The sequence below is a fragment of the Kitasatospora sp. NPDC058444 genome (assembly GCF_042721415.1).
Classification (GTDB): domain Bacteria; phylum Actinomycetota; class Actinomycetes; order Streptomycetales; family Streptomycetaceae; genus Kitasatospora.
Window position 1 is genome coordinate 66,193 of the sequence record NZ_JBHXLL010000006.1, and the last position, 25,196, is coordinate 91,388.

The window sequence follows — 25,196 nt, forward strand, 5'->3', positions numbered from 1 at the left end:
ACGGCACTCGGTCGACGGCACGCGGACGTCGGCACGCGACGGCACGCGACCGACGGCACTCGGGTGACGGCCGGCGGGCGACCGCTAGCGGGCGGCCCGGGTGGAGGCCGGGCCGAGGATCAGGCTGAGGTTGTGGCCGCCGAAGGCGAAGGCGTTGCTCAGCGCGGCGCGCACCGGGGCGGATCGGGCGGCGCCCCGGACGTGGTCCAGATCGCAGGCGGGGTCGGGGTCGGTCAGGTTGAGCGTCGGCGGCAACGTCCCGCGGGCCACCGCAAGGGCGGTCACCGCCGCTTCCAACGCGCCTGCGGCGCCGAGGAGATGGCCGGTGGCGCTCTTGGTGGAGCTGACCGCGGGCGGGTGCGCGCCGAAGACGGCGTGCAGCGCGGCGGTCTCGGCCACGTCACCGAGCCTGGTGCCGGTGCCGTGGGCGTTCACGTAGTCGATGTCGTCCGGGGCCAGGCCCGCGTTGGCGAGTGCGGCGCGCATCGCGTCGGCGGCGCCGGTGCCGTCGGGGCGGGGCATGGTCGGGTGGTGGGCGTCGGTGGAGGCGCCCCAGCCGAGGACGTCCGCGTACCCGGCGGCACCGCGCGCCTCGGCGTGCTCGGCCCGCTCCAGGACCAGGACGGCGCTGCCCTCGCCCAGCACGAAGCCGTTGCGGCGGGCGTCGAAGGGCCGGCTGGCCTGCTCCGGTTCGTCCCAACCCTGCGCCAGCGCACGGGCGTTGGTGAAGGCGGCGGCGATGGTCGGGTGCAGCGAGGACTCGGTGCCGCCGCACACCACCACGTCGGCGTCGCCGGCCCGGATCAGCCGCAGCCCCTCGGCGATCGCCTGGGCGCCGGCCGCGCAGGCCGTCACCACGGCGGAGCTGTAGCCCCGGATGCCGTGCTTGATGGCGATCCGGGCGGCGGCCATGTTGGAGAGCATCCCGGGCAACAGGTACGGGCTGACGCCGGGCCGGCCGCGCTCCAGCCGGCGGTGCGACTGCTGCTCGAAGGTCTCCAGCCCACCGCCGCCGGTGGCCAGGACCACGGCGGTGCGGTGCGGGTCGGAGTCCCGGCCGACGGCCAGGCCGGCGTCGGCGAGCGCGTCGTCGGCGGCGGCCAGGGCGAGCAGCACGAAGCGGTCCACGCAGCGGGTCTCGGTGGGTGGCAGCACCTCCCGGCCGTCCACGGCGGGGGCGATCCCGGCGGCGGGCAGCCAGCCGTGCGCGGGGTGACCCTCGGGGACGGCCCGCAGGCCGGAGCGGCCGGCGACCAGCGCCTCGAACACCTCGGCGGGCTCGCGGCCGAGCGGGGAGACCAGGCCGATGCCTGTGACGACGGCACCGGGCCGCGGACCTGTCCTGTGTCGCTCGCTCATGCGCCCACCGCCGCGAGGTGGGTCTCCCGCAGCAGGACCTTGCGGACCTTGCCGGTCGGGCCGAGCGGGATGTCGTCGGGGGAGACCACCAGCACCTTGCGGACGGTCGCGGCGGCGGCCTCGTCCAGGGCGGCGACGACCGCCCCGGTGCGGTCCGCGGCCGGGTCGGCGTCCGCGGCGAGGAGCAGCAGCACGTCGGTGACGACGCGCTCGCCGTCCCGTACCGCGACCACCGTGCAGTCCAGGACGTCCGGGCAGGCGGCCAGCACCCGCTCCTCCGACATGGCGGTGAACAGCCGCTTGCCGTCGCCGAGTTCCACCGAGTCGACGGCCCGGTCCACGTGGTAGTAGTAGCCCTCCTCGTCCCGGTACATCAGGTCCCCGGTGAGGAAGCGGCCGCGCAGCCGGGTGCGGAAGGTGGTGGCCGAGTCGTTCCAGTAGCCGAGCGCCAAGGTGGGTGAGGCGGTGGCGAGTTCGCCGACTTCGCCGGGGCCGAGCGGTTCGCCGTCCGGGCCGACCACCTCGCAGTCGACGAAGGCGTGCGGGCGGCCGACGCAGCGGCCGTAGCGCTCGGTGCCGGGGCCGTGGGTGATGAAGAAGTGCGAGTGGCCCATCTCGGTGGAGCCGAGGCCGTCCACGAACTGCGAGCCGGGCTGCCGGGTCCGGCCGGCCCGGGTGACGGTCTCCCGGCTGCCGGTGGCGATCAGGCGGCGGATGTGCACCTCGTGGGCGCAGTCGCCGGTGTTCCACCAGAGTGCGACGGAGGTCAGGTCGCGGGCGGTGAGGTCGTGGCGGGCGAGGTCGGCCCAGGTGGCGGCGAAGCCGACCACCCCGGTGGGGCGCCACCGCTCGATCGCCTCCAGCACGCCGTCGCCGGACTGCCGGGAGAGCAGGGCGAGTTCGGTGTGCGAGCTGAGCGCGAGGTTGACGGCGATCAGGGTGGCGGCGTGCGGGGCGGGCAGCGCGCTGAGCATCCGGTCCTGGCCCTGCGGGCGGGGCAGCCGCAGCCGGTGGCGGATCGCGGCGTACAGGCTCGCGTGCGAGTGGACGACGGCCTTGGGCATTCCGGTGGTGCCGGAGGAGTGGGTGATCGCCACCGGGTCGCCGGACCAGTGCCGGTACGGCTCGGGGGCGGCGTCCGGGTCGCCGGTGCCGAGGGTGGCGATCTCCGGCAGCAGCGGCGCGCCGGGCTCGTGTCCGGCCAGGGCGGCCAGGTGGGCGGGGTCGGCGAGGACGCCCGCCGCGCCGAGGCGGGCGATGTAGCGGGCGGCGCGCTCGCCGTCCAGGTTGGGGTTGAGCAGTGCGGGGACGGCGCCGAGCCGGCCCAGGGCGAGGAAGGAGAGCACGTGGTCGGCGGCGTCGCTCGCGTAGACCACGACGGGGTCGCGCCGGGTGACGCCCAGTCCGTGCAGCGCGGCGGCGCGGGCCCGGACGGCGCGGTCCAGCTCGCGCAGGGTGAACGGCTGCCAGGCGGGGTGGTCGTCCACCGGGGTGTCGAAGCTGAGCAACGGAACGTCGAGGTCGAGCCCGAGCGCGATCCGGGCGGTCAGGACGTTGCCGGCGCCCACGTCGGGGTCGTCCGCGAGCTGGGTGCGGAGGCTGCGGATGGTCACGGGGGTGGATCCCTCCCTCGGGGCCGGTGGACGGCCCGGGCGGCTGATCGGGTGGCGGGGCGGCCGCGCGGTCGGCGGGTGCGGTCGGCGGGTGCGGGCGGCCGCTCGGCCGGCTCTGGCAGCGGGCGGCAGGTGGCGGATGTCGGGGCGAGGCGGGTTTCGGGCGGGGGCGCTGGTGTGCCGGGTGCGGCTTCGTCAGGCGCCGGGCCTCGATGGTTGTTACGGCCGGTGGTGGGCGGAGGGTTCAGCGGGGCCGGGGACCGTGTCCGGCCCGGCGAGCAGGACGGCGGCGGCCTGCTCCCCGTCGGGTGTCTGCTCGACGGCCACGGCCAGCACCAGGTCGGCGTCGCCGTCCTCCAGCAGCAGCGCGGCGAGTTCGAACGCCTCCGGCGGGACGCGGCCGGGTTCGGCCTCGGCCGGGCTGATCGCCGTGACGGGGCCGGTCAGGCCCCAGCGCGCGGCGATGTGTCCGAGGACGGCGTTGGGGTTGGACTGGAAGAACAGCAGCGGGCCGGTCCGCTGTCCGGGTTCGGCGCTGCGCTCGATGGCCCGCGCGGTGTCGAGGTCGCCGCTCGCGCTGGCGAGCAGCAGGGCGGTGCGCCCGGGGGCGGGCGGCTCGCCGTGGTGGGCGCGCAGGCAGCGCTCGGCGGTGTCGGCGACCAGCGGGTTGAAGCCGGAGGCGGCGAAGCCGGGCAGCGGTGGCGGGGGCCCGTCCAGGCCGGGCGCGGGGCGGCGGGCCTCGGCGAGGATCCGCAGTCCGTGGGTGTGGTCGGCAGGGGTTGTCATGGCGGTGGCTGTCATCCCGGGGCCAGCAGCAGCGCGGTGTTGGCGCCGCCGAAGGCGGAGTTGAGGCTGAGGGCGTACGGGGGGCGGGCGGCCCGCGGGCCGTCCAGGACGAGGTCGAGCGCGAGGTGCGGGTCCGGGCCGAGCCAGCCGGCGTTGACCGGAAGCAGACCGGTGTCCAACGCGCCGATGGTGACGGCGAGTTCGAGCAGCGCCGAGGCCTCCAGGGCGTGCCCGTGCACGGACTTGCCGGAACTGACCGGCAGCCGGTCGGTGTGCGGGCCGAACACCCGCCGCAGTGCGTGGGCCTCGGCCCGGTCGGCGAGCGCGGAGCCGGTGCCGTTGGCGTTGACGTAGCCGACCTCGGCCGGGTCGATCCCCGCGCGGGTGAGCGCGGCACCGATCGCCCGGACGGCCCCGCCGCCCTCCGGGTCCGGGCGGCAGACGTGGTGGGCGTCCCCGGCCCGGCCCCAGCCGGCCAGCCGGGCCAGGGCGGGCGCACCGCGCCGCTCGGCGGCCGGGGCGGATTCGACCAGGACGGCGGCGGCCGCGTCGGCGAGCAGGGTGCCGGTGCGGCCGGCGCTGAACGGGCGCGCCTCGCCGTCCCGGGCCAGCGCCCGTCCGGCGTCGAAGACCGCGAAGACGCCCGGTTCGACCAGGTGCCCGGCCGCGACCAGGACCCGCTCGTGCCGTCCGGCGGCCACCAGGGCGCCCGCGTCGGCGACGGCGGTCGCGGCGGCCACGCAGGCGTTGGTGTACACCCGGGTGACGCCCGGCGCGCCCCAGGCGGAACGGACCCCGGCGGCCACCGCGGCGGCGGTCGCGCGGGTGCGCTCGTCGCTGTGCAGCGCGAGCAGCACCGGCAGTCCCGCACCCTCGGCGGCGGTCAGACCGGCCTGTCGGCAGGCCTGGCCGATCGCGTCGAGTACGGCCCTGGCCAGCGGAAAGGTGCAGGCCAGCGGCACGGTGTCGGGGAACAGCGCGGCCCGGGTGGTGCGGCGGGCGCTCACGTCGAAGCGGGTGACCGGGCCGAACAGGGCCTTGCCGTGGGTGGCGGCCTCGGTCAGCGCGGCGAGCCCCCGCCCGGCGGCGCTGAGCACCCCGACACCGGTGACCACCGGGTGGCCGGCTGCCCGGCCCGGCGGTCCGGAGCCCGTACCGGCGGGGATCACGGCCGCGCGCCCGCGTGGTCGGCGAGAACGGCCTCGCGCAGCAGTTCGGTGGCGTCGTCGACGGTGCGCACCGCGCCGAAGCGGTCGTCGTCCAGGTCCAGCTGGAGCCCGTACCGCTGCTCGAACTCGGCGACGAGCCAGGTGAGTTCGAGCGAGCCGAGGTCCTCGGGGACGGCGTCGACGGCGCGCTGCCCGAACGCCGCCAGCATGGTCAGGACCTCGGCCCGGTCCGGCAGGGCGGCAGGGCGCGGGGAGGCGGTCACGCGGCGCTGCCGGAGGTGGTGGCGAGGGCGTCGATCCGGCGGGCGACGTCGGCGGTGAACTCGTCCAGCGTCATCAACGCGGTGGTCTCCATCTCGTCCAGGTCGAACTTGATCCCGAACTCGTCCTCGACCTGGACCGAGAGGTCGGCGAGCGCGAGCGATTCGAGGTCCAGTCCGGCCGGGCCGAGGTCGGTGTCCCCGGTGACCTCGGAGACGTCGTACTGCATCTCGGCGAGTGCCGCCAGGACGAAGGCGCGGATGCGGTCCTGCATGGTGGTGGGCTCCTTGTCGGGGTGGTGGTGCGAAGGGATCGAGGTGCGGCCGGGTGCGTACCGCGGGGTGGTGGAACGCGGTCAGTCGTCGGCCGGTCAGTCGTCGGCCGGTCAGTCGTCGGCCGGTCGGGTGGCGGCCGGTCGGGCGGCGGTCGCGGTCTCGCGCAGGGCGGCCGGGTCGCGCAGCAGCTTTCCGGTGGCGGTGCGGGGGAGCCGGTCCAGTCGGGCGAGCCGGCGCGGCCGCTTGAAGGCGGCCAGGCGGCGGGCCAGCCCGTCCTGGACGGTGGCGAGGTCGGTGTCCGGTTCGGTGGCCAGGTAGGCCTCGATCGCGCCGCCGTCGAAGACCACCACGACCTCGCGGACCCCGGGCAGCGCGGTGAGCGTCTGCTCGACCTCGGTGAGGTCGACCTTCAGGCCGCCGATCGAGACCTGGGAGTCCAGTCGGCCGAGCACGGCGACCAGGCCGTCGGCGGTCAGTTCGGCGGCGTCCCGGGTGTGCAGCCAGCCGTCCGACCAGCGGGTCGGATCGTCCAGCCCGGGGTACGGGGAGGATGCCGCGCCGATCTGCAACTCTCCCTTCACCAGGCGGAGTTCCATGCCGTGCACGGGCTGCTTCGCGGGGTGGAGCGTGCCGGAGAGGTCGGTGGCGATCACCCCGGTCTCGGTCATGCCGTACATGGTGCCGAGCGGGACGCCGTAGCGTTCGGTGAACAGCGCGGGCAGTCCCGGGCGGACGAGTTCGCCCGCCACGACCATCCGCCGCAGCCGGGGCAGTGGCGGGGGAGCGACCGTCCCCGCCAGCAGCTCGGCGTGGAAGGGCACGCCGATCACGGTGGTCGGCCGGTCGCTCGCGGAGACCTCGGCGAGGATGCCCGCCGCCGTCATCCGCTCCGGCACGGTGAGCGCGGCCCGCGCGTGCAGGCTGTTGAGCAGCCCGCCGACCAGGCCGAGCACGTGCACCACCGAGGAGAGCAGGACGACCCGCTCGCCCTCGCCGGGGAACTCCACCAGCCTGCGGTAGCAGTCGAGTTCGCGCAGCAGGTCGGCCGCGGTGCGGGCGATGACCTTGGCCGGACCGGTGGATCCGGAGCTGAGCTGGATCAACGCGTGCCCGGTGCGGGCCGGGAGCCCCTCCGCCAACGACACGGCCACCGGCTCGACTTCGGAGAAGCCGCGCAGGGCCGCCGCGGAGCGATGGGCGGAGCCTACCAGCACCTGCGGGGCCAGCCGCGCCACCGCCGCGTCGACCTCGTGGTCGGTCAACCGGTGGTCGAGCAGGGCGACCTGGGCGCCGAGACGCCAGCACGCCAGCAGCACCGCGACGAACGCCACCGAGGGCGGCAGCCGCAGCGCCGCCGTCCCGCCGGGGCCGAGCCCGGCGGCTGCCAGTCGGCCGGACTGCTCCGCGACCAGGGTGCGCAGGGCGTCCCGGTCGAGCGGTGCGCCGAGGTGCAGGCACTCCTCGCCGCCGGGGCCGGCCAGCAGCAACCGGTCGACCCAGGAGTCCGGGGTGTCGGAGTGCGGCGGGAAGGCAGCCGGAAGTAGGGAGGGGGAAAAGCCGGTCAACGCGGCTCCACACAAGTGAGGGGATTTGACATGAACGCCGTTAACAAGTCCAAACGGCCGATTCCGTGGCCAGACCATGGCACAGACGTTTGGTCAAATCAAGGTCTATACCAATGTGGTCGTTGCTCCTACGCTGCCGAAGCAGGACCGGCCCGCGTGTGGCCGTCCTGGAACGAGGAATGCCCGTGGGACTTCTCACGCTGGCCGGGATCGAGCGCGCGGCGCGCGCCCAACTCCCACCGGAAATCTGGGATTTCATCGAAGGCGGCAGCGGCGCCGAACGCACCCTGACGGCCAATCGGGAGATGTTCGGACGCCATGCGCTGCGCCCGCGCACCCTGGTCGACGTCTCCGCCTGCGACCCCGCACTGACCCTGCTGGGCGCGCCGCTGCGCATCCCGCTGGGGATCGCCCCGATGGCCTACCACCGGCTGGTCGACCCGGAGGGCGAGACCGCCACCGCGCGCGCCGCCGGCCGGGCCGGCGCCCTGCTGGTCGCCGGGATGTTCGCCAGCCGGACCCTGGAGGAGATCGCCGAGGCCGCCACCGGACCGCTCTGGCTCCAGCTGTACTGGCTGCGCGAACGCGCCGTCCTCGCCGCCCTGGTGGAACGCGCCGAGGCGGCCGGCTACCGCGCGCTGGTGCTGACCGTGGACGCCCCCAGGATCGGCCGCCGGCTGCGCGACCTGCGCAACGGCTTCGCCGTCCCGCCCGCCGTCCGCGCGGTCAACCTGGAACAGTCCCTGATGTCCGCCAGCCACCGTGCCGCCGAGGGCAGTTCGGGCATCGCCGAGCACGCCCGCGAGCAGTTCGACCCCACCCTGAGCTGGGCCGATCTGGCCTGGCTGCGCGAACGCACCCGGCTGCCGCTGGTCCTCAAGGGCATCCTCACCGCCGAGGACGCCCGGCTGGCCGTCGAGCACGGAGTCGACGCCCTCCTGGTCTCCAACCACGGTGGCCGCCAACTCGACGGGGCGATACCGGCCTTGGCGGCACTCCCGGAAGTGGTCGAGGCCGTTCCCGCCGAACTGCCGGTGCTGTTCGACGGCGGCGTGCGCGGCGGCACCGACATCGCGATCGCCCTCGCCCTCGGCGCCCGCGCCGTCCTGATCGGCCGCCCGGCGCTCTGGGGCCTGGCCGCCGACGGCGAGGCCGGGGTGCACCGGGTGCTCGACCTGCTGCGCGAGGAACTGGAGCACACCATGGCCCTGTTGGGTCGCCCCCGGATCGCCGACCTGGACCGCACGGTCCTCGCGCCCTGGCCCTGCCCGGCCGGCTGACACCGCACCCGCGGCCGTTCTACTGCGCCGTAGCCGCTCGGCCGTCGAACCGCGCCGTGCCCGCGCGGCCGTTGAACCGCGCCGCACCCGAACCGCGTTCTCCCATCAGGAGGTCCGACACATGACCGAGCAGAGCGAGCGATTCCCGGGCTGGGACTGGGACGACCCGGACGGGCTGGCCCCCCGGCTGGACGCCTTCAGCGAACAGGTCGCCACCTGCGAGAAGCTCGAAGCGCACCCCGGCGGCCTACCGCGCGACCACGCGGGCCTAAGCGAACTCGGCATCACCGGAATCGAGTTCGCCGCCTTCCGGACCGCCCACCCGGAGGGTCTCGGCACCGACCTCGCCACCCTGCGCAGCCCCGACACCGCCGCCGAGCCCGGCACCCTCTACCGGGTCGACGGCGACCGCTGGTTCACCCGGCTCGACATCGCCCAACCGCTGCCCTTCGCCGACGCCAGCGTCGACTGGGTGTACGCCGAGCACCTGATCGAGCACGTCACCATGCCCGTCGCCATCGGCTGGCTGCGCGAGGCCCGCCGGGTGCTGCGCCCCGGCGGCGTCCTGCGCCTGACCACCCCCGACCTCGCCCGGTACCTGGTCGGCTACGCCACCGGCGACGGCTTCCTCGCCAAGCACCGGCGCCGGCTGACCACCCTCGGCTTCGGCCCGCCGATGCCCGCCCGCCCGGCCTTCCTGGTGAACCAGATCTTCCGGTACTTCGGGCACCAGTGGATCTACGATCTGGACGAACTGCGGCATGTCCTCACCCAGGCCGGCTTCGACCCCGGGAGGATTCGTCCGTGCGCCTACCGGCAGGGCACCCGGCCGGACGTCGCCGACCTCGACACGGCCTTCCGCACCGACGAGACCGTCTACGTCGAGGCAGACCGCTGAGCCCTCCGCACCGAACGGATCCGCCCATGCCCCTGCACCCCCAGGCCGAGGCGCTGCGCGCCCGCCGTGCCGACGGCGGTACCCCGCCGCTCTACACCCTCACCCTCGCCGAGGCCCGTGCCGCCGACCTCGCGGACATCCGCGCGGCCGCCGGCACGCCCGAGCCGGTCGCCGCCGTCGAGGAGCACCGCATCCCCGGCCCCGGCGGCGACCTCGCACTGCGGCTCTACCGCCCCGAGCCACCCGGCCGCCGACTGCCCGCCCTGCTCTACCTGTTCGGCGGCGGCTGGACGCTCGGCTCGCCCGACACCAGCGACGCGATCTGCCGCCGGCTCACCAACGCCGTCGGCTGCGTCACCGCCTCCGTCGGCTACCGGCTCGCCCCCGAACACCCCTTCCCCGCGGCGCTGCACGACTGCCGCGCCGCACTGCTGCAACTCGTCCTACAGGCAGAGGAGTTCGGCATCGATCCGGACCGGCTCGCGGTGGCCGGTGACAGCGCCGGCGGCAACCTCGCCGCCGCGCTCACCCTGCTGCTGCGCGCCGACGGCGGCCCCGCCCTGCGCCACCAGCTGCTGGTCTACCCCAACACCGACCACGGCGCCGACACCCCCTCGCTGCGTGCCCACGACGACCCGGCGCTGTTCAACCGCCGCTCGGTGGCCTGGTACTGGGGCCACTACCTGGCCGACGAGGGCGACGGCGCCAGCCCGTACGCCTCCCCGCTGCGCGCCGTCACCCTGGCCGGTCTGCCGCCCGCAACCGTCCTGACGGCCGAGTACGACCCGCTGCGGGACGAGGGCGAGCAGTACGCCGAGGCACTGCGCGCCGCCGGGGTCCCGGTGGAGCTGCGCCGCTACCAGGGCATGCCGCACGGCTTCTTCGCCATGACCGGCACCCTGGACGCCGCCGCCGAGGCCCAGGCCTTCGCGGCCGGGTGTCTGCGTGAGGCGCTGCGGTGAACCCCCGCTCGGCCGACCCGCACGCCTCCCCGGCCGGTCCGGGCCCGGACGCGATGACCGCCCGCGACGAGGCCACCACCCGCTTGCCGGGGACGTGCCGAACCCGGCGGCCCACGTGACGGGCCACGTGACGGCCTGAGGCCACGCGAAAGGCCCCGGCAGGCCACGGGGCGGTGCGGAACGCCAGAGGGGCCCGGCTCACCGAGAGCCGGGCCCCTCCGTCGAATGGCGGTCAGCGGGTGTCGGTCAGCGCACCCGGGTGGAGAACAGCCGGGCCGACCAGTACACCGCCAGGACGGTCATCACGACGACCACCAGCAGCCCCTGCCAGACCACGCTGTCCCCGGCGTGCCCGGAGAACAGCGCGCGCATGCCCTCCACCGCCCAGTAGAAGGGGTTCCACCGGGCCGCCTGCTGCAGCCACCCGGGCGCCAGGGTGAGCGGCAGCAGCACGCCCGACAGCAGCGCGATCGGCTGCGCGATGGTGTTGACCACCGGCGACATCGCCGCGTCGGTCGGCACCATCAGCGCGATGCCGAAGGAGATCGCCGAGGTCATCAGCGCCAGCAGGCCCAGCAGCAGGTAGGCGAGCAGCAGGTTCAGCGGGTTCACCCGCAGCCCGAACGGCAGCGCGATCAGGGTGATCAGGACGGCCTGCACCAGCAGCGCCACCATCTCCCGCAGTGCCCGCCCGAGTAGCAGCGCCAGCCGGCTCACCGGGGTCACCCGGGAGCGCTCGATGACGCCGGCCCTGAGCTCGCCGAGCAGGCTGAAGCCGGTGAACAGCCCGCCGAAGATGCACAGCACCGCCAACAGGCCCGGCACGTACACCTGGTAGGCGTCGGCGTAGCTGTTGGCGCCCTCCGGGGCGAGCACCTTCTTCAGCAGCGGGGCGAACAGCAGGAGGTAGAACACGGGCTGGATGATGCCGACGGCGATCCAGACCGGGGTGCGGATCATGAGCAGGAGCTGGCGCTGGAAGACCAGCCAGGTGTCGCGGGCGAGCTTCACGGTCTCCCCAGGGGTTGTGCGGGTCCGGGTGGAACGGGGTCAGGGCTGCCGCAGCGAGCGGCCGGTGCGGGCCAGGAACACGTCGTCCAGGCTGGGCCGTTGGAGCTGTACGGTGCCGGGTGTCACGCCCGCCGCGTCCAGGGCGCGCAGCAGTTGCGGGATGGCGGCGGCGCCGTCCTCCAGGTAGAGCCGCAGTCCCTCGTCGCCGTTCTGCTCCAGCCGGTGGAGGTACGGTTGCGGGCGCAGCACCGCGGCCGCCCGCTCGAAGGCCGCCTCCGCGGACCCCGCGGCGTCCAGCCCGACCAGGACGACGTCGCCGGAGATCTCGCGCTTGAGCGCCTCGGGGGTGCCCTCGGCCACCACCAGGCCGTGGTCGACGATGGCGACCCGGTCGCAGAGCGCGTCGGCCTCGTCCAGGTAGTGGGTGGTGACGACCACCGTCATGCCCTCGGTGCGCAGCCGGCGGATCTCCTCCCAGACGTGCGCCCGGCTGGCCGGATCCAGCCCGACCGTGGGCTCGTCCAGGAACAGCACCCGGGGCTGGTGGATCACTCCGAGCGCGATGTCCACCCGGCGGCGCTGGCCGCCGGAGTAGGTGCCGCACGGGCGGTCGCCGAACTCGGTCAGGTCGAAGGCCTTGAGCGCGTCCGCGGCGGCCTGGACGGCCGGCGCCTTGGCCGCGCCGTACATCCGGGCCTGGAGCACCAGTTCCTCGCGGCCGCTGACGTGGTCGGTGGTTCCGCCGCCCTGGGCGACGTAGCCGATCCGGCGGCGGACCCCGGCGGGGTCGGTGAACAGGTCGGCTCCGGCGATGACGGCCTGGCCGCCGTCCGGGCGGATGAGGGTGGCCAGCATGCGCAGGGTGGTGGTCTTCCCAGCGCCGTTGGGGCCGAGGAATCCGTAGATCTCGCCGGCGGAGACCGACAGGTCGATGCCGCGGACGGCGTCGACGGTGGGGTTCTCACCGCTGCGGCGGGAGGTCTTCTTGCGGTAGGACTTGCGCAGTCCCGCGGTCTCGATCAACCGGAACTCCCGTGAGGGGATGGGCTGCCACGGCACCTGGAAAGGCGGGGCCCGGCACCTTCGGAGGGCGGTGCCGCTGCGACACCCTAGGGCGAACCCCGCCCCGGAAACAATGGCCTAGACCAATGGACGTGTGCTCCGTCGGTCTGCTAAGGGGAGGGGGCCGGTGGACCGGCGCGGGGCGAGGCGGGCCCTGGACGCCGCTCAGCCGAGCGCCTCCAACCGGTCCGCCGCGGCCGCCGCGCCGCCCCCGGCCAGCAGTTGGCTCCCGACCCTCACCGCCCGCTCCCGGAGCTCCGTCGAGTCGAGGACGGTCAGCAGCGCGTCCGCCAGCCGCGCCGGAGTGACGCGCGCGAACGGCACCCGCAGCCCGGCGCCCGCCGCCGTCACCTGGCCGGCCACGACCGGCTGGTCGTGCCGGATCGGTGCGGTGACCAGTGGCAGGCCGTGCGCCAGCGCCTCGCCCACGGTGTTCATCCCGCCGTGGCAGAGCACCGCGTCCAGCTCGCCGCGCGCCATCAGCTCCAGCACCGGTGCCCGGTCCACCGCCACGGCCCGGGAGGGGAGTTCGGGCAGCAGCTCGCGCGGCGCGGCGAACACCGGCTGCACCTCGTCACCGCACAGCTCCAGCGCCCGGACGGACCGGGCGAGGAAGTCCGCGCCCAGCTCGCCGGCCAGCGTGCCCATGGTGACCAGCACCCGCCGCCGGCCGGGCAGCAGCCGCTCCCACGGGAAGTCCGGATCGTGCGGCCGCGCCGAGAGCACCGGTCCGACCAGTGCGTGCTCCGGTGGCGGGGTCGAGCCGGTGAGCGCCGGACCGGTGGTCGCCAGCACCAGGGCGGGGGAGGAGCGTGGGTCCAGGTACTCCTCCGCGGGCAGCCCGGCGCGCTCCCACAGCCCCCGCAGCAGCCCGGTCATCCAGCCCTCGACCTGCGGCAACGCCCGGTAAGGGCGCCCCAGTTCCATCGCCCCGGGTGCGAAGGAGGCCCACGGCAGGCCGTGCCGGTGCGCGATCAGCGCGCCCGCCGGGGTGTGCTGGTCGACCAGCAGCACGTCCGGACGCCACTCCCGCACCACCGCGTCCAGCGGCTTCAGGGTGAACCGCGCGTACGGGACGATGAATCCCTCCCAGAGCGAGCGCAGCGCGGCCAGCCCGTGTCCGCCCTGGGCCCGGAAGGCCCGGGTGCCGGTGCCGAACACCGGGGTCTGCGGGCCGATCAGTGGGCGCAGCACCGATTCGGTGCTGGTCCAGGCGACTTGGTGGCCGCGTGCGGCCAGCTCGGCGGCGATGCCCGCGGCCGGATTGACGTGGCCGGTCAACGGTGGCATCACCAGCAGGAACCGGGTCATCGCCGGCCCTCCTCGGGGAGCAGCCGCTGCACGTCGGCGACGGTCAGGGCCTCCAAGGCGGCCAGGTTCAGCCCGGCGCGCAGCGCGGCCAGGTCGGCCTCCGGGCCGAAGCGCTCGCGCAGCCGCTCCGCCAGTTCGGCGAGTTCGTCCTCGTCGAGCAGCAGGTCGCCGTCCAGTCGGGCGTGCGGGGTGACGTGGCGCGCCCAGCCGGGCGGCGCGCCGGCCACCTCGACCAGCAGGGCCACCAGCTCCGGGTTCAACGGGGCTCCGGGGAAAGGCGGTTCAGTGTTCGGCATGAGAGATCTCCCACCTGCTCGACGGCATGGGGGTGAACGCGGCCGCACCGGAGGGAAGTTGACCGGATTCCGGGGGACGGCGGCGACGGAGGGGGCCCGAGATCACTTGTGCGACCCGGCGGGCGTGGGAATACTAGCCCGCGTGACCGCACTGGAGGCAGTGGCCGTTCACCTCCCCCCGCACGCCGTTCCCATCGAGGCGGTGGGCGAGCGCATCGGCCTGACCCCACGTCAACTCCGTCTCTTCCGCCGCTTCCACGGCCTGGACCAGCTGCGTCTGGACCCGGCCGGGACGCTGCCCGACCTGCTCGAAGCCGCCCTGGACAACCTGCCGGAGCTGCGCGGACGCGAACACGACATCCGCTTCGTGATCCACGCCCGCAGCATGCCGGTGGCGGTGCCCCACCCGCTCAACCCGCTGCACGACCTGCTCGACGCCCGTGGACTCGCGCACGCCAACGCCTTCACGGTGACCCACCACGCCTGCGCGGTGGGCCTGCTGGCCATCGACCTGGCCGGCCGGCTGCTCGCGGCCGAACCCGACCCCGCGGCGCTCGCGTTGGTGCTGACCGGTGAGAAGACCTTCACCAAGGACGCCCAGGTGGTGCCCGAGACCGGCATCTTCGCCGAGGGCGCGGCCGCCTGCCTGGTCAGCGCCGGAGGCGAGCGCCACCGGATGCTCTCCTTCGTGGTGCGCCAGCGCCCGGAGTTCGACGGCCGGCTGGCCGAGGACCCGGACCTGCTCGCCCGCTACCAGCGCGAGTACCCGAACGTGATGGTGGAGGCGATCGAGGCCGCCCTGGGCCAGGCCGGTCTGGACCTCTGTGACCTGGCAGCGATCCTGCCGCACAACGTCAACCAGGCCTCCTGGCGGATGATCGCGCGCCGGATCGGCTATCCGGTCGAGAAAGTCGTGCTGGACAACGTGCGGTCGGTCGGGCACAGTTTCGCCTCGGACGGCCTCATCAATCTCCACACCGCCACCACGCGGGGGCTGCTCCGCCGCGGCGACCACTACCTGATCGCCGCCGCCGGTGTCGGAGCCACCTTCTCCGCGATGGCGATGCGGTACTGACGGCCCGCCGACTCCGCGGTGGCCGCCGTCCGCACGGCGACGCCGGATTGCCGCGCCACCTCACGTCACACCACCACACCAGCCCAGAGCCCCGGGGCACCTGCAAGCCCCGGAGCGCACATCCCACGTACGACGGGACGGGACACCCATGTCAGAAGCCGCGGTCCAGACCACCGACCCCGAACTGCGCGAGCGCATCCTGCACGGCATCGGCGAGCTCCTGCCGCGCGTCCTCAAGCGCGAACTGCCCGAGATCCCGCAGGACGCCTGTCTCTTCGACGATCTCGGCCTCACCTCGGCCGGCACCATCGAGCTGATCCTGGAGCTGGAGGAGTCGCTCGACATCCAGGTGGACGTCGAGCAGATCACCGAGGACGACCTGCGGTCGGTCACCAGGCTGGCCGACTACGTCGCCGGGCACGTCATCCCCGAGGACTGACCGGATGGCCCCCGGCTCCACCGGCCTGCGGATCACCCGGGCGCTGGCCCGCCGGTTCGACGGCCGCTCGGAGACCTCGCTCGACCCGGACCTGCGGGTCTTCGTCTCCGACCTCGTCCGCCCCTACGGCCTGCCGCTGCGCGAGGACCTGTTGGGCACGGGCGTCGGCCACTCCTACGAGGAGCTGGCCGCCGGAGTGCTGCGCGAGGCGCTCGCCGAGGACGAACCCGCCGACCTGCTGATCCTGGCCTTCGACACCCCGGACGTCCGGCCCGGCGCGCCGTCCTCGCTGGCGCTCAGCCGGTCCGTCCCCGGCAGCCCGCTCGCCTTCGCGGTCTGCGACCAGGGCGGCGCGGCGGCCTTCACCGCACTGCGGCTGGCCGCCGGTCACCAGCGCACCGGCGCCTGCCGCCGGGCCGTGGTGGTGCTCGCCGAACAGACCGCACTGCACTACGAACCACCAGGACCGGTGCCCTTGCCGGACCGGCACGCGGTGGTGGTGCTGGTCTGCGAGGAGGCCCCGGGGGAGGGCCTGGCCGTCCGGCAGACCCGGGGCGCGGTCTCCCCGGCGGAGACGGCCCGGGCCGAGGCCGACGGGCTCGGGCCCGAGGCGGCGCTGCTGCTCGGCCCGGGCTTCGATGCGGAGGAACCCCCACCGGCCCAGCCGTTCACCGGGCTCTGGGCGGAGCTGGCCGAACACCTCCCGCGGTGGCGGGCGGACGGGCGGCCCGCGCTGCTGGCCGGGTACGACCGGCGGCTCGGCGTGCTGAGCACGCTCGCCCTGCCGTGACGGCGATCGACCTCTGGCTGATCGACACGCGTCAACCAGCAGATTCCATAGCCGAGTTGTGGCGGTTGCTCGACCCGGACGAGCGGGCCCGGGCGTCCCGGGCGGACCCCGGGCTGCGCGAGCGCTTCACCGTGGTGCGCGGCGCCGTCCGGCAGCTGGTCGCCGCCCGGCTCGGCGTCCACCCGACCGAACCGGTCTGGCGCTACGGGCCGAACGGCAAGCCCGAGCCGGCGGGGGCCGGCGGGCTGCGGGTCAGCTGGTCGGCCTCGGGCGAGGTCGCGGTGCTGGCCCTCGCCGAGGGGCGGGCGGTCGGCGTCGACGTCGAGCGGCTCCACGAGCCGCGGACGGCCGAGCGGATGGCCGCCCGCTGGTTCCCGTTCGAGGAGGCGCGGTTCGTCGCCGAGCCGGTCGATCCGGCCGAGCGGGCGGCGCGGTTCACCATGCTCTGGTGTCGCCGCGAGGCCTGCGTCAAGGCGTACGGCGGGCGGCTCGCGCAGTCCTTCGGCGTGCCCGTCGCCGGTTCGTCACCGGTGTTGGTGGCCGATCCGGGCGGGCTCGGTGCCGGCCCGTCCCGACTCTGCGACGTTCCCGTCGCGGGGCCGTTCCGAGCGGCCGTCGCGGTCCTCGGAGAATCGTCGATTCATGTCAACGTCCGTGAATGGAATCGGACTTGATGGGAAGGCCGATCCGGCGTGGTTTGGTCCGGACCAGTCTGCGAGGGCGCTGGTAGCGTCCCGATCACCCCCCCCGCCGAGTCCTCCCCGGGCCCTCCCCGGCCCTCCCCGGCAAGCCGAAAGGCGCGTACGACGTGACACCGCACGACGCTCCACCCCTCGATCCGACGTCACTCGGCGGGACATCGCGCGGCACGAATCCGACCACCAGGCGGGTCGCCGTCCGCTACGCCGCCGAGAGCGGCGGCTCCGGACCGCTCACCCGCGGCCAGGACAACATGATCCGCTGCATCCGGGCCGGCGCTCCCGAGACGATCAACAAGGAGTCCGTCTGGCCGGTGCCCGACGGCACCTCGGTCCCCTCCGGGCTGGTCGCCCTGCGCCTGCTGGTCGAGCGGCACGAGTCCTTGCGGACCTCCTTTCCCGCGGGCCCCGGCCCGGACGGTTTCCCGGAGCGCCAGGTGGTGCACCGGGACGGCCGCTTCACCGTCTCCGTGGTCGAGGCCGGCCGTCGCTCCGATGCCGAACTGGACTCCATGGCACAGGAGTTGGGGTGGGCGGATGTCGCCGTCCCGGTGGACCTCGCCGTGCCGCCGAGGCTCCGGTTCACCCTGATCGCCGCAGGCGAGCGGCTGCTTCGGCTGGTCGCCGTGGTCTGCCACGCGGGCGCCGACGGCGCCGCCACCGCGGTGCTGATCCAGGACTGGTACGCCCTCGCCGCCGGGAAGGAACTGCCGCCGGTCACCGCGCCGACCCCGCTGCGGATCGCCGTGGCGGAGCAGAGCGTCCAGGGCCGCCGCAGGTCCGCGGCCGCGCTTCGGCACTGGGCCCGGATCCTGACCGCCGGCCCGGTGGGCGTCTTCTCCGACGCGCGGATCAGCGGCCCGCCCCGCGACCACAGCGCCCTGCTGGTCCGCTCGCGCACCGCCGCCGACGATCTCGCCGCGGTCTGCCGGCGCACCGGCGCCAGCCCCTCGGTCGTGCTGCTCGCCGCCTTCGCCGCGCTGGTCGCCCACCGCGCCGGCCGGTCCGAGCTGGTGCTCTCCGCGCTCTCCGCCAACCGCCAGCGCGCCGCCCTGATCGACCATGTCGGCACCCTCGCCCAGGACGCCCTGATCCTGCTCGACACCGGTGCGGCCGACCTCGACCAGCTGATCGGCCGCACCAAGTCCGCCTCGCTGAGCGCCTACTGGCACAGCACCCTGGACGCCGAGAAGGTCTGGCAGCTGGTGGACGACGCGGCCCATCAGCGTGGCGCCCGGTTCGGCCGCCAGGTGGTCGTCAACGACCTGAGTCTCACCATCCCGGCCGCCGTCGCCGACGCCCAGCCGCCCCCGGCCACCGACCCCGAACTCACCGTGCTGCCCGCCCCGCCGCTGCCCGTCCGGCTGATGCTCACCATCCTGCGGATCAGCGGCAGCCTGGACTTCGCCCTGATCGCCTGCCCCCAGGTGCTCGACCCCGAGGAGGCCGAGGGCTTCGCCCGGGCGCTGCCCGCCGTGCTCGCGGCGGCCGCCGAAGGCCCGGTGCTGCTGGCCGATCTGCCCGCGGCGCTCGGCCCGCCGGGGGCCGACCGGGTCGGTGAATGGAGGCTGATCGACGGCTCCTGGATCGATCTCGCGGCCGTCCGCGAGCTCCTTCGCGCCGCGCTCGGGGAGCACCGGCTCTCGGAGAGCGAGGGAAGGCTGGTGGCCGAGGTGGCCGCCGTCGACCCCGCGTTCGGCCCCGCCGAGGCCCACCGCGCCGTGGTCGCCGAGCTGGCCGGCCGCGACACCGCGATGGCGCCGCACCTGTACGTCGTCCGGCGCACCACCCCGGCGGGGGAGCGGACCGAAACCGGCAGCGGGCGCGACCCGGCCGTCCTCGCCCGGCTGTCGGCGCTCATCCGACAGGGTTCATCCGACCGTGCTCGCCTGGAGGACGCTCACCTGGAGGGCGCACATCTGGAGGGCGCTCACCTGACGGGATGATCACCTGAAGGGATGATCACGGCAGCCCGCGGGGCACTCACCCCCACGGGGCGCCGTGGTCGTCCACCGCCTCCCACGGAAGGTCGTCCCAGGTGCAGGCGGAGGTCGCCCCCGAGGTGAGCCCCCACGGGCTCGGCACCTCCTCCACGTCGCCGTCCTGCACCGGCAGCCGGTCGATCACCGCGACCAGCGCCGGCGGCAGCTGCGGGGCGAGCCCCCGGTGCACCCGGGAGAGGATGTCCCGCCGTACGTCGTCCGGCAGCAGCGGCCGGTTCATCCGCAACGCCCTCGGCCCGGGCGGGCGTTCGACCGTCGTGAGCTGGTCCGACCAGGCCCGCCAGTAGTCGGCGTCGTCCGTCTCGCCGAGCATCAGGTGGTGCAGGTGCAGGCAGTACGCGGCCGTTCCGCTGCCCGAGCCCGCCGCGAAGCGCCACCAGAACTCGGCACCCTCCTCCTTGCCGGTGGCGTACAGCAGCGCGCCGAACACCTCGGCCCCCTCCGGCTCGATGCGGCGCGCGTTCACCAGCAGGTCGAGTCCGCGCGAGGCGTCCGGCGCGCCCAGCACCAGGGCCACCACCAGGCCGAGTTCGAAGGCCGCCTGCTCGTGCTCGGACGGCAGGTGGGTGGGCGCGGCGGTGAGCCGGGCCCGGCGCAGCGCCGCGATCCGTTCCGCATGGGCGCGTTCGGCCCGGGGAACGGGGAACACCGTGCGCCCACCGTCTGCCGATTCCGCCGCGGGCGGGGCGCCGTCGTCCGGTCGGGCTGTCACAGTTCGCCCTCGTCGTCGGGGAGTTCGCCCACCCCGAGTCGGCGGGCCAGCCGGTCCCGGGCGTGCCGGAGGTTGGAGTGCACCGTCGCCGCCGGCCGCCCCAGGTACGCCGCGATCACTTTGACGTGCAGGCCGAGCAGGTAGCGCAGGATCACCACATCCCGCTGCCGGTCCGGCAGTTCGAGGATCGCCGCGTACAGCCGCACCTCGTCGGCCTCGCTGTGCAGCAGTCCCTTCGCCACCTGCTTGAAGGCCCCGATCACCGCCGCGAAGGTGACCGCCTCGACCTCCACCGGCTGCTCGGCGGCGACCCAGTCCGAGACGTGCCGGTTGGCCAACCGCCAGGCGTACGCGGCCGGTTCCTCGAACCGCAGGACCTGCGGCCAGCAGCGGGCCAGATCGGACTTCACCGCCCCGACCACCAGCGTCGCGTCGGCTTGGTTGCCTATCCGGGTCAACGCGAGGGCGTGCCAGGCGGGTTCGTGCGTCTCGCAGAAGGCGGCGTAGGCGACGCCGAGGCGGAGTTCGGGGTCGGACCGGGGGGTACGGGCGGAGCAGGCCGCCGGCTCCGCCTCCGCTCCGCGGATGTGCGCCACGGCCGTTCCGCCCCGGAACCTGCGCGCCGGGGCACCCCTGTCGATCGTCATCGAGCCTGCTTTCCGTGGCCGTCGGCTGCTCACCCGGCCACCCGAGGGTCGGGCTGTCGGTGCCCATCCTCATTCCATCAGGCTCGTCACTCCAGGATGCAATCCGAATACAGATGGTCATCTCATGGGCTCCGTCGGTTCGTTGGAATGCTCCGAAGCTGTTCGGAACGCGAACGGTCCCGCCTATCGTGGTCAGGAACGATCGATCGGGAACGGAACCGGGGGGAGAGCGCGATGGGTCTCTACGACGGGGTGGACCTGCGGCTGAACGTGCCGCACTCGGCCCGGATGTACGACTACTTCCTCGGCGGATTCACCAACTTCGCGGCCGACCGCGAGGCCGCCGGACAGGCCCTCGCCGTCGCGCCGTGGCTGCGGGCCGCCGCCCGCGTCAACCGTGCCTTCATGCAGCGGTCGACCCGTGCGCTCGCCGAGGCCGGCTTCGACCAGTTCATCGACATAGGCACCGGCATCCCCACCTCGCCCAACCTGCACGAGGTCGCCCAGGGCATCAGGCCGAACGCCCGGGTGGTGTACGCCGACAACGATCCGATCGTGCTCTCGCACGCCCAGGCCCTGCTCACCGGCACCCCCGAGGGCCGCACCGCGTACGTCGAGGCGGACGTCACCGATCCGGCCGGGCTGCTCGCCGCCCCGGGCCTGCGGGAGACCCTCGACCTGTCCCGCCCGGTCGCGCTCTCCCTCAACGCCCTGCTCCACTTCGTCCCCGACACCCGCGGCGCGCACGACCTGGTCGAGCGCCTCAAGTCCGCCCTCGCGCCCGGCAGCGCCCTGGTGCTGACCCACGTCAGCCCCGAGTTCGCACCCGAGGACATCGCCAGGCTGACCCGGATCTACGAGGCCGCCGGCACCGCGGCCCAGGCCCGAACCCGGGCGGAGATCGCCCGCTTCTTCGACGGCTGGACCTTCCTCGACCCGGGGTTGGTCCCCATCGCGCAGTGGCGGCCCGCCCCCGGCGAGGTGCCCGGCGCCGCCTCGGAGGTGTCGCTGTACGCCGCGGTGGCCCTCTGTCCGTGAACCTCCAGATGAATTCGTGCTGCTGACGAACCATCGGCGCACGGGCGGCGTCCTGGCGATCGAGAACGCGGCTCGCGCCGCGAGCATCGATGACATTCGATCAGAGGGGGAGCATGTACTCGCAGCCTTCGGAGGTCCGTCACAGCCGACGCGCCGTCCTCGGCCTCGGTTTCGGGGCGGCCGTCGCCGTCACCGCCGCGACCGCCGTCCCGGCACTCGCGGCGACGGCGGGCGACCCGACCGCCGGGGCCGGCCTCCACCCGGCCCTCGCCGCGCTCGAACAGGAGCACTCCGCCCGGCTCGGCGTCTACGGCCGCAACCTGACCACCGGCCGGACCGTCAGCTACCGTGCGGAAGAGCTCTTCCCGATCTGCTCGATCTTCAAGACCGTCGCCGTTGCCGCCGTCCTGCGGGACCTGGACCGCGACGGCGAGTTCCTGGCCAAGCGGATCCGGTACACCGCCGAGGACGTCACGCGGGCCGGCGGCTCCCTCGACCCCGTCGACCACGGGGGCGCCCCGATCACGGGCAAGGCGGAGAACGTGGCGAACGGCATGACCGTCGCCGAGCTGTGTGCCGCCACCATCGACTACAGCGACAACACCGCGGCCAACCTGTTGCTCCGCGAACTCGGCGGACCGACCGCCGTCACCCGCTTCGCCCGTTCGATCGGCGACCGCGTCACCCGTCTGGACCGCTGGGAGCCCGAGCTCAACAGCGCCGAGCCCGGCCGCCGCACGGACATCACCACCCCGCACGCCATCGCCCGCACCTACGGCCGGCTCGCACTCGGTGACGCTCTGCCGCCGGCCAAGCGGGACCAGCTGACCGCCTGGCTGCTGGCCAACACCACCAGCACCAACCGGTTCCGCGCGGGCCTCCCGGCCGACTGGGCCCTGGCCGACAAGACCGGCACCGGCCGCCACGGCACCACCAACGACGTCGGCATCGCCTGGACGCCGGCCGGCGCCCCCGTGCTGCTCGCCGTGCTGGTCACCAAGCCGGCGGACGAGGCGGCCGCGAAGGACGAGCCCCTGGTCGCCCGGACGGCCACCCTGCTCGCGGGCGCGCTCGGCTGACACTACGCTCCCGCCCGCCCGCCCGGCCCGCATCCTGCGACGGGGCCGGGCGGGCGGCGGGAGCGTCCCAGCGGTGCCCCTCATCCCGTGCGTCCACTCGTGCGCCCCACCCGTGCGCCCCCGTCCCCCCGGGCACAGACTGGTGGTGGACCGATGCTGCCCCGCGAGGCAGGGAGAGGCATGCTGCTGGGACTCACCACCGCGCTGGTCGCGACCGTCTGCTTCGGCTTCGGGGCAGTGTTCCAGGCGCGCGGGGCGCGGTCGGCCCCGCGCGCCGACCGGGTGCACGCGGGCCTGCTGGCCGCGCTGGTGCGGTCCTGGCAGTTCATCCTCGGCACGCTGCTGGACATCGTCGGCTTCGTGCTGAGCATCGTCGCCCTGCGCACCCTCCCGCTCTTCCTCGTCCAGGCCGTCACCAACGCCAGCCTGGCCGTCACCGCCGTGGCCGCCGTCTGGCTGCTGGGCGCGCGGCTGCGCCGGGGCGATCTCGCGGGCATCCTCGCGGTGGTCCTCGGCCTGACCCTGCTGGCGCTCGGCTCCGGACGGGAGGGCCGTGACCACGCCGCGCCCGCCTTCCACTGGGCGCTGCTCGCCACCACCGCCGTCATGCTGCTCGCCATCGTGGTCCTGGTGCGCCGGGAGGGCAACGCGGCCGCGGCCGGGCTGGGGCTGCTGGCCGGGGTCGGCTTCGGGGTGACCAGCCTGGCCGTGCGGGTTCTGGACGCCTCCGGCTTGGCCGCCGTCCTCACCGATCCGGCCGCCTACGCCCTCGCCGTCGGCGGCCTCGGCGGCTACCTCGCCTACGCCCTGGCCCTGCAGCGCGGAACGGTCACGGCCGCGACCGCCGCCGGGACGGTGACCGAGACCTTCGGTCCGGCGCTGATCGGTGTGACGGTGCTCGGGGACGCTGCCCGCCCCGGGTTCGAGTGGTGCGCGCTGACCGGCTTCGTGGTCGCGGTGGGCGGCACCTTCGTGCTCTCCCGCTTCGGCGAGCTGGAGGGCGAGTCCGCCGAGCTGTACGCCCCGCACCGGGACACCGGGGCGGAGCCCGCCACTCCGCCCCGGTAGCCCGGACGGCTCCGTCATGCGAAGGTGACTTGCCGGACAAAACGGACGGCGACGCGCCCTCAGAGCGGCAGGTGCCCGATGGCGGAGGAGTCCCACTCCCGACCCCGGCGGTCAGGCCCGAAGGCCCCCACGGACTCGACGGATCTCACGGCCCGAAAGGCCCCGAAGGCCCCGGAGGACCCGGAGGCTCCGAAGACCATGAAGGGCCGGCCCGACCCGGCCGACCGCCCGGTCGCGCTGATCACCGGTGCCTCCTCCGGGATCGGCCACGCCACCGCCACCCGCCTGGCCGACGCCGGCTGGCACACCCTGCTCTCCGGCACCGACCGCGCCCGCCTCGACGAACTCGCCGACCGCACCGGCGGCCGCGCCCTGCCCGAGGACCTGAGCAAGCCGGACGGCCCGGCCCGCCTCGCGGAGGCCGCCCTGGCCGCGACCGGCCGGGTGGACGCCCTCATCGCGAGCGCCGGCCTGGGCTGGCGCGGCCCGTACGCGCGGACGCCCTCCGACACCCTGGACCGGATGATCGAGGTCAACCTGGCCGCCCCGCTGCGCCTGGTCCGCCTGCTGCTGCCCGGCATGCTGGAGCGCCGCCACGGCCGGATCGTGCTGCTCGGCTCGATGGCCGGCCAGGTCGGCGTCCGGGACGAGTCGGGGTACGCCGCCACCAAGGGCGGGCTGACGATGTTCGCGGAGAGCCTCTGGTACGAGCTGCGCGGCACCGGGGTGGGGGTGCGCCTGGTGCTCCCGGGGGCGGTGGACACCCCGTTCTTCGACCGGCGCGGCACGCCGTACCAGCGCGAACGCCCGCGCCCGGTCTCGGCGGAGCGGGTCGCCGACATCGTGGTCGCGACCATCACCACGGAGCGCGACCGGCTCTACGTCCCGCACTGGCTCGGCCTGCCGGCCCGCATCCACGGGGTGGCCCCGGGCGTGTTCCGCCGGATGGCCTCGCGCTTCGGGTGAGCCCGGGGTGACGACCGGGATCACGGCCCTCGCCACCGCCGCGGCCGCCGTCGAGTTCCTGCACCTCGCCCCGGCCGCCGTCCGCCTGCCGCCGCTGCGCCGCACCCTGGCCCGCCGCACCGCCGGCCGTGGCACCTCGCCCGGCCACATCGCCCTGACCTTCGACGACGGCCCCGATCCGCGCAGCACCCCGTACGTCCTCGACGCGCTGGACGAACTAGGTGCCCGCGCCACCTTCTTCCTGCTCGGCGCGATGCTGGAGCGGGCCCCCGCGCTCGGTCGCGAGCTGGTGCTGCGCGGCCACGAGGTGGCCGTCCACGGCTGGTACCACCGGCAGCAGTGGTACCCGGCCCCCGTCCGTGACCTGCGCGAACTGCGCCGTGCCACCGAGGCGGTCACCGACCTCTGTGGCACCCCTCCGCTCTGGTATCGCCCGCCGTACGGCGTCCTCACCGCCGGCCCGGTCCTGGCAGCCCGCCGCCTCGGGCTGCGCAGCGTGCTGTGGACGGCCTGGGGCCGCGACTGGACGGTGGACGCCACCGGCGAGTCCGTCTACGCGACCGCCCGTCCGGGCCTCACCGGCGGTGCCACCCTCCTGCTGCACGACTCCGACTGCACCTCCGCCCCCGGCTCCTGGCGCGCCACCCTCGCCGCCCTCCCCCTGATCGCCGCGCACTGCCGCACCCACCGCCTCACCCTCGGCCCCCTCCGCGACCACGCCGTGCCGACCCGGGCCGGACGGGGGGGGGGGCCGGCCCCCCCCCCCCCGGGGGGCGGGGGGGGCGGCCCCCCCCGGCCCCCCCGCCCGCCCCCCCCCCCCCCCCCCCGCCCCG

The 25,196-nt window shown here is 75.0% G+C and carries 26 protein-coding genes; 13 read left to right on the top strand and 13 right to left on the bottom strand.

Features of this window, described 5'->3' with window-relative positions; genetic code table 11:
• Nucleotides 1-84: 84 nt before the first annotated feature.
• The 7 genes from ACFWP2_RS09410 to ACFWP2_RS09440 all read right to left on the bottom strand — a co-directional run bounded on the left by ACFWP2_RS09410 (nucleotide 85) and on the right by ACFWP2_RS09440 (nucleotide 7,028).
• The gene (locus ACFWP2_RS09410) at nucleotides 85-1,359 is read right to left on the bottom strand and encodes a beta-ketoacyl-[acyl-carrier-protein] synthase family protein (RefSeq protein WP_380449662.1); all 1,275 of its coding nucleotides are present in this window, start codon (nucleotides 1,357-1,359) and stop codon (nucleotides 85-87) included.
• Nucleotides 1,356-2,972, bottom strand: a complete 1,617-nt coding sequence (locus ACFWP2_RS09415) for a class I adenylate-forming enzyme family protein (protein ID WP_380449664.1) — start codon at nucleotides 2,970-2,972, stop codon at nucleotides 1,356-1,358. The genes ACFWP2_RS09410 and ACFWP2_RS09415 overlap by 4 nt, the downstream gene beginning before the upstream one ends.
• A gap of 219 nt (nucleotides 2,973-3,191) precedes the next feature.
• Nucleotides 3,192-3,758 (bottom strand): beta-ketoacyl synthase N-terminal-like domain-containing protein, encoded by a 567-nt coding sequence (locus ACFWP2_RS09420; protein ID WP_380449666.1) that lies wholly within the window; start codon nucleotides 3,756-3,758, stop codon nucleotides 3,192-3,194.
• Nucleotides 3,759-3,769: 11 nt separating this feature from the next.
• The gene (locus tag ACFWP2_RS09425; protein WP_380449668.1) at nucleotides 3,770-4,873 is read right to left on the bottom strand and encodes a beta-ketoacyl synthase N-terminal-like domain-containing protein; all 1,104 of its coding nucleotides are present in this window, start codon (nucleotides 4,871-4,873) and stop codon (nucleotides 3,770-3,772) included.
• Between the two features lie 50 nt (nucleotides 4,874-4,923).
• The gene (locus tag ACFWP2_RS09430) at nucleotides 4,924-5,190 is read right to left on the bottom strand and encodes an acyl carrier protein (RefSeq protein ID WP_380449670.1); all 267 of its coding nucleotides are present in this window, start codon (nucleotides 5,188-5,190) and stop codon (nucleotides 4,924-4,926) included.
• Complete coding sequence (locus tag ACFWP2_RS09435; RefSeq protein ID WP_380449672.1) at nucleotides 5,187-5,462, bottom strand: phosphopantetheine-binding protein; 276 nt, start codon at nucleotides 5,460-5,462, stop codon at nucleotides 5,187-5,189. The genes ACFWP2_RS09430 and ACFWP2_RS09435 overlap by 4 nt, the downstream gene beginning before the upstream one ends.
• A 111-nt stretch (nucleotides 5,463-5,573) precedes the next feature.
• Nucleotides 5,574-7,028 (bottom strand): class I adenylate-forming enzyme family protein, encoded by a 1,455-nt coding sequence (locus tag ACFWP2_RS09440; RefSeq protein WP_380449674.1) that lies wholly within the window; start codon nucleotides 7,026-7,028, stop codon nucleotides 5,574-5,576.
• Between the two features lie 179 nt (nucleotides 7,029-7,207).
• Here ACFWP2_RS09440 and ACFWP2_RS09445 point away from each other — a divergent pair, with 179 nt between their 5' ends.
• From ACFWP2_RS09445 to ACFWP2_RS09455, 3 genes are all read left to right on the top strand, one after another.
• On the top strand, nucleotides 7,208-8,308 hold the full coding sequence (locus ACFWP2_RS09445; RefSeq protein ID WP_380449676.1) for an alpha-hydroxy acid oxidase: 1,101 nt from the start codon (nucleotides 7,208-7,210) through the stop codon (nucleotides 8,306-8,308).
• Between the two features lie 121 nt (nucleotides 8,309-8,429).
• Nucleotides 8,430-9,206, top strand: a complete 777-nt coding sequence (locus tag ACFWP2_RS09450) for a class I SAM-dependent methyltransferase (RefSeq protein WP_380449678.1) — start codon at nucleotides 8,430-8,432, stop codon at nucleotides 9,204-9,206.
• A 26-nt stretch (nucleotides 9,207-9,232) separates the two neighbouring features.
• Nucleotides 9,233-10,168 carry an alpha/beta hydrolase gene (locus ACFWP2_RS09455; protein WP_380449680.1) on the top strand — a complete coding sequence of 312 codons (936 nt, stop codon included), beginning with the start codon at nucleotides 9,233-9,235 and terminating at the stop codon, nucleotides 10,166-10,168.
• A gap of 246 nt (nucleotides 10,169-10,414) precedes the next feature.
• On the opposite strand, the gene ACFWP2_RS09460 is transcribed toward ACFWP2_RS09455, so the two are convergent.
• From ACFWP2_RS09460 to ACFWP2_RS09475, 4 genes are all read right to left on the bottom strand, one after another.
• A complete protein-coding gene (locus ACFWP2_RS09460; RefSeq protein WP_380449682.1) occupies nucleotides 10,415-11,179 on the bottom strand; it encodes an ABC transporter permease in 765 nt (254 codons plus the stop codon).
• Nucleotides 11,180-11,218: 39 nt separating this feature from the next.
• Nucleotides 11,219-12,202 carry an ATP-binding cassette domain-containing protein gene (locus tag ACFWP2_RS09465; RefSeq protein WP_380449684.1) on the bottom strand — a complete coding sequence of 328 codons (984 nt, stop codon included), beginning with the start codon at nucleotides 12,200-12,202 and terminating at the stop codon, nucleotides 11,219-11,221.
• 204 nt (nucleotides 12,203-12,406) lie between these two features.
• Nucleotides 12,407-13,552 carry a glycosyltransferase gene (locus ACFWP2_RS09470; protein WP_380449686.1) on the bottom strand — a complete coding sequence of 382 codons (1,146 nt, stop codon included), beginning with the start codon at nucleotides 13,550-13,552 and terminating at the stop codon, nucleotides 12,407-12,409.
• Nucleotides 13,549-13,848, bottom strand: coding sequence for a hypothetical protein (locus tag ACFWP2_RS09475; protein WP_380449688.1), 300 nt, complete (start codon nucleotides 13,846-13,848; stop codon nucleotides 13,549-13,551). Before ACFWP2_RS09475 ends, ACFWP2_RS09470 begins: the two co-directional genes overlap by 4 nt.
• A gap of 142 nt (nucleotides 13,849-13,990) precedes the next feature.
• On the opposite strand from ACFWP2_RS09475, the gene ACFWP2_RS09480 reads away from it, so the two are divergent.
• From ACFWP2_RS09480 to ACFWP2_RS09500, 5 genes are all read left to right on the top strand, one after another.
• On the top strand, nucleotides 13,991-14,923 hold the full coding sequence (locus ACFWP2_RS09480) for a 3-oxoacyl-[acyl-carrier-protein] synthase III C-terminal domain-containing protein (protein WP_380449690.1): 933 nt from the start codon (nucleotides 13,991-13,993) through the stop codon (nucleotides 14,921-14,923).
• Between the two features lie 148 nt (nucleotides 14,924-15,071).
• The gene (locus ACFWP2_RS09485) at nucleotides 15,072-15,362 is read left to right on the top strand and encodes a phosphopantetheine-binding protein (RefSeq protein ID WP_049653836.1); all 291 of its coding nucleotides are present in this window, start codon (nucleotides 15,072-15,074) and stop codon (nucleotides 15,360-15,362) included.
• 4 nt (nucleotides 15,363-15,366) lie between these two features.
• Nucleotides 15,367-16,152: a hypothetical protein gene (locus tag ACFWP2_RS09490; RefSeq protein ID WP_380449692.1), complete on the top strand. Its 786-nt coding sequence runs from the start codon at nucleotides 15,367-15,369 to the stop codon at nucleotides 16,150-16,152.
• Nucleotides 16,149-16,826 carry a 4'-phosphopantetheinyl transferase family protein gene (locus tag ACFWP2_RS09495; RefSeq protein WP_380449694.1) on the top strand — a complete coding sequence of 226 codons (678 nt, stop codon included), beginning with the start codon at nucleotides 16,149-16,151 and terminating at the stop codon, nucleotides 16,824-16,826. Before ACFWP2_RS09490 ends, ACFWP2_RS09495 begins: the two co-directional genes overlap by 4 nt.
• Nucleotides 16,827-16,960: 134 nt before the next feature.
• Nucleotides 16,961-18,796, top strand: a complete 1,836-nt coding sequence (locus ACFWP2_RS09500; protein WP_380449696.1) for a condensation domain-containing protein — start codon at nucleotides 16,961-16,963, stop codon at nucleotides 18,794-18,796.
• 37 nt (nucleotides 18,797-18,833) lie between these two features.
• Here ACFWP2_RS09500 and ACFWP2_RS09505 read toward each other — a convergent pair whose 3' ends face one another.
• Together ACFWP2_RS09505 and ACFWP2_RS09510 are read right to left on the bottom strand one after the other, a co-directional pair.
• On the bottom strand, nucleotides 18,834-19,502 hold the full coding sequence (locus ACFWP2_RS09505) for a hypothetical protein (protein ID WP_380449698.1): 669 nt from the start codon (nucleotides 19,500-19,502) through the stop codon (nucleotides 18,834-18,836).
• 59 nt (nucleotides 19,503-19,561) lie between these two features.
• Nucleotides 19,562-20,212 (bottom strand): RNA polymerase sigma factor, encoded by a 651-nt coding sequence (locus tag ACFWP2_RS09510; RefSeq protein ID WP_380449700.1) that lies wholly within the window; start codon nucleotides 20,210-20,212, stop codon nucleotides 19,562-19,564.
• Nucleotides 20,213-20,446: 234 nt separating this feature from the next.
• Here ACFWP2_RS09510 and ACFWP2_RS09515 point away from each other — a divergent pair, with 234 nt between their 5' ends.
• From ACFWP2_RS09515 to ACFWP2_RS09535, 5 genes are all read left to right on the top strand, one after another.
• On the top strand, nucleotides 20,447-21,250 hold the full coding sequence (locus tag ACFWP2_RS09515; RefSeq protein WP_380449702.1) for an SAM-dependent methyltransferase: 804 nt from the start codon (nucleotides 20,447-20,449) through the stop codon (nucleotides 21,248-21,250).
• 113 nt (nucleotides 21,251-21,363) lie between these two features.
• Nucleotides 21,364-22,329 carry a class A beta-lactamase gene (gene bla, locus ACFWP2_RS09520; RefSeq protein WP_380449704.1) on the top strand — a complete coding sequence of 322 codons (966 nt, stop codon included), beginning with the start codon at nucleotides 21,364-21,366 and terminating at the stop codon, nucleotides 22,327-22,329.
• A gap of 180 nt (nucleotides 22,330-22,509) precedes the next feature.
• Entirely contained in the window at nucleotides 22,510-23,397 is an 888-nt protein-coding gene (locus ACFWP2_RS09525; protein WP_380449707.1) for a hypothetical protein, read from the top strand.
• A 198-nt stretch (nucleotides 23,398-23,595) separates the two neighbouring features.
• Nucleotides 23,596-24,363, top strand: coding sequence for an SDR family NAD(P)-dependent oxidoreductase (locus ACFWP2_RS09530; RefSeq protein ID WP_380449709.1), 768 nt, complete (start codon nucleotides 23,596-23,598; stop codon nucleotides 24,361-24,363).
• A 7-nt stretch (nucleotides 24,364-24,370) separates the two neighbouring features.
• The coding region (locus ACFWP2_RS09535) for a polysaccharide deacetylase family protein (protein ID WP_380449711.1) at nucleotides 24,371-25,196 on the top strand (826 nt) is incomplete at its 3' end.

Excerpts from the sequence above, each read along its gene's own strand:
- ACFWP2_RS09445 (WP_380449676.1), top strand. The coding sequence starts at position 7,208 with ATGCCCGTGGGACTTCTCACGCTGGCCGGGATCGAGCGCGCGGCGCGC.
- ACFWP2_RS09525 (WP_380449707.1), top strand. The coding sequence starts at position 22,510 with ATGCTGCTGGGACTCACCACCGCGCTGGTCGCGACCGTCTGCTTCGGC.
- ACFWP2_RS09530 (WP_380449709.1), top strand. The coding sequence starts at position 23,596 with ATGAAGGGCCGGCCCGACCCGGCCGACCGCCCGGTCGCGCTGATCACC.
- bla (WP_380449704.1), top strand. The coding sequence starts at position 21,364 with ATGTACTCGCAGCCTTCGGAGGTCCGTCACAGCCGACGCGCCGTCCTC.
- ACFWP2_RS09455 (WP_380449680.1), top strand. The coding sequence starts at position 9,233 with ATGCCCCTGCACCCCCAGGCCGAGGCGCTGCGCGCCCGCCGTGCCGAC.
- ACFWP2_RS09490 (WP_380449692.1), top strand. The coding sequence starts at position 15,367 with ATGGCCCCCGGCTCCACCGGCCTGCGGATCACCCGGGCGCTGGCCCGC.
- ACFWP2_RS09485 (WP_049653836.1), top strand. The coding sequence starts at position 15,072 with ATGTCAGAAGCCGCGGTCCAGACCACCGACCCCGAACTGCGCGAGCGC.
- ACFWP2_RS09450 (WP_380449678.1), top strand. The coding sequence starts at position 8,430 with ATGACCGAGCAGAGCGAGCGATTCCCGGGCTGGGACTGGGACGACCCG.
- ACFWP2_RS09470 (WP_380449686.1), bottom strand. The coding sequence starts at position 13,552 with ATGACCCGGTTCCTGCTGGTGATGCCACCGTTGACCGGCCACGTCAAT.
- ACFWP2_RS09510 (WP_380449700.1), bottom strand. The coding sequence starts at position 20,212 with ATGACGATCGACAGGGGTGCCCCGGCGCGCAGGTTCCGGGGCGGAACG.
- ACFWP2_RS09410 (WP_380449662.1), bottom strand. The coding sequence starts at position 1,359 with ATGAGCGAGCGACACAGGACAGGTCCGCGGCCCGGTGCCGTCGTCACA.
- ACFWP2_RS09475 (WP_380449688.1), bottom strand. The coding sequence starts at position 13,848 with ATGCCGAACACTGAACCGCCTTTCCCCGGAGCCCCGTTGAACCCGGAG.
- ACFWP2_RS09420 (WP_380449666.1), bottom strand. The coding sequence starts at position 3,758 with ATGACAACCCCTGCCGACCACACCCACGGACTGCGGATCCTCGCCGAG.
- ACFWP2_RS09435 (WP_380449672.1), bottom strand. The coding sequence starts at position 5,462 with ATGCAGGACCGCATCCGCGCCTTCGTCCTGGCGGCACTCGCCGAGATG.
- ACFWP2_RS09515 (WP_380449702.1), top strand. The coding sequence starts at position 20,447 with ATGGGTCTCTACGACGGGGTGGACCTGCGGCTGAACGTGCCGCACTCG.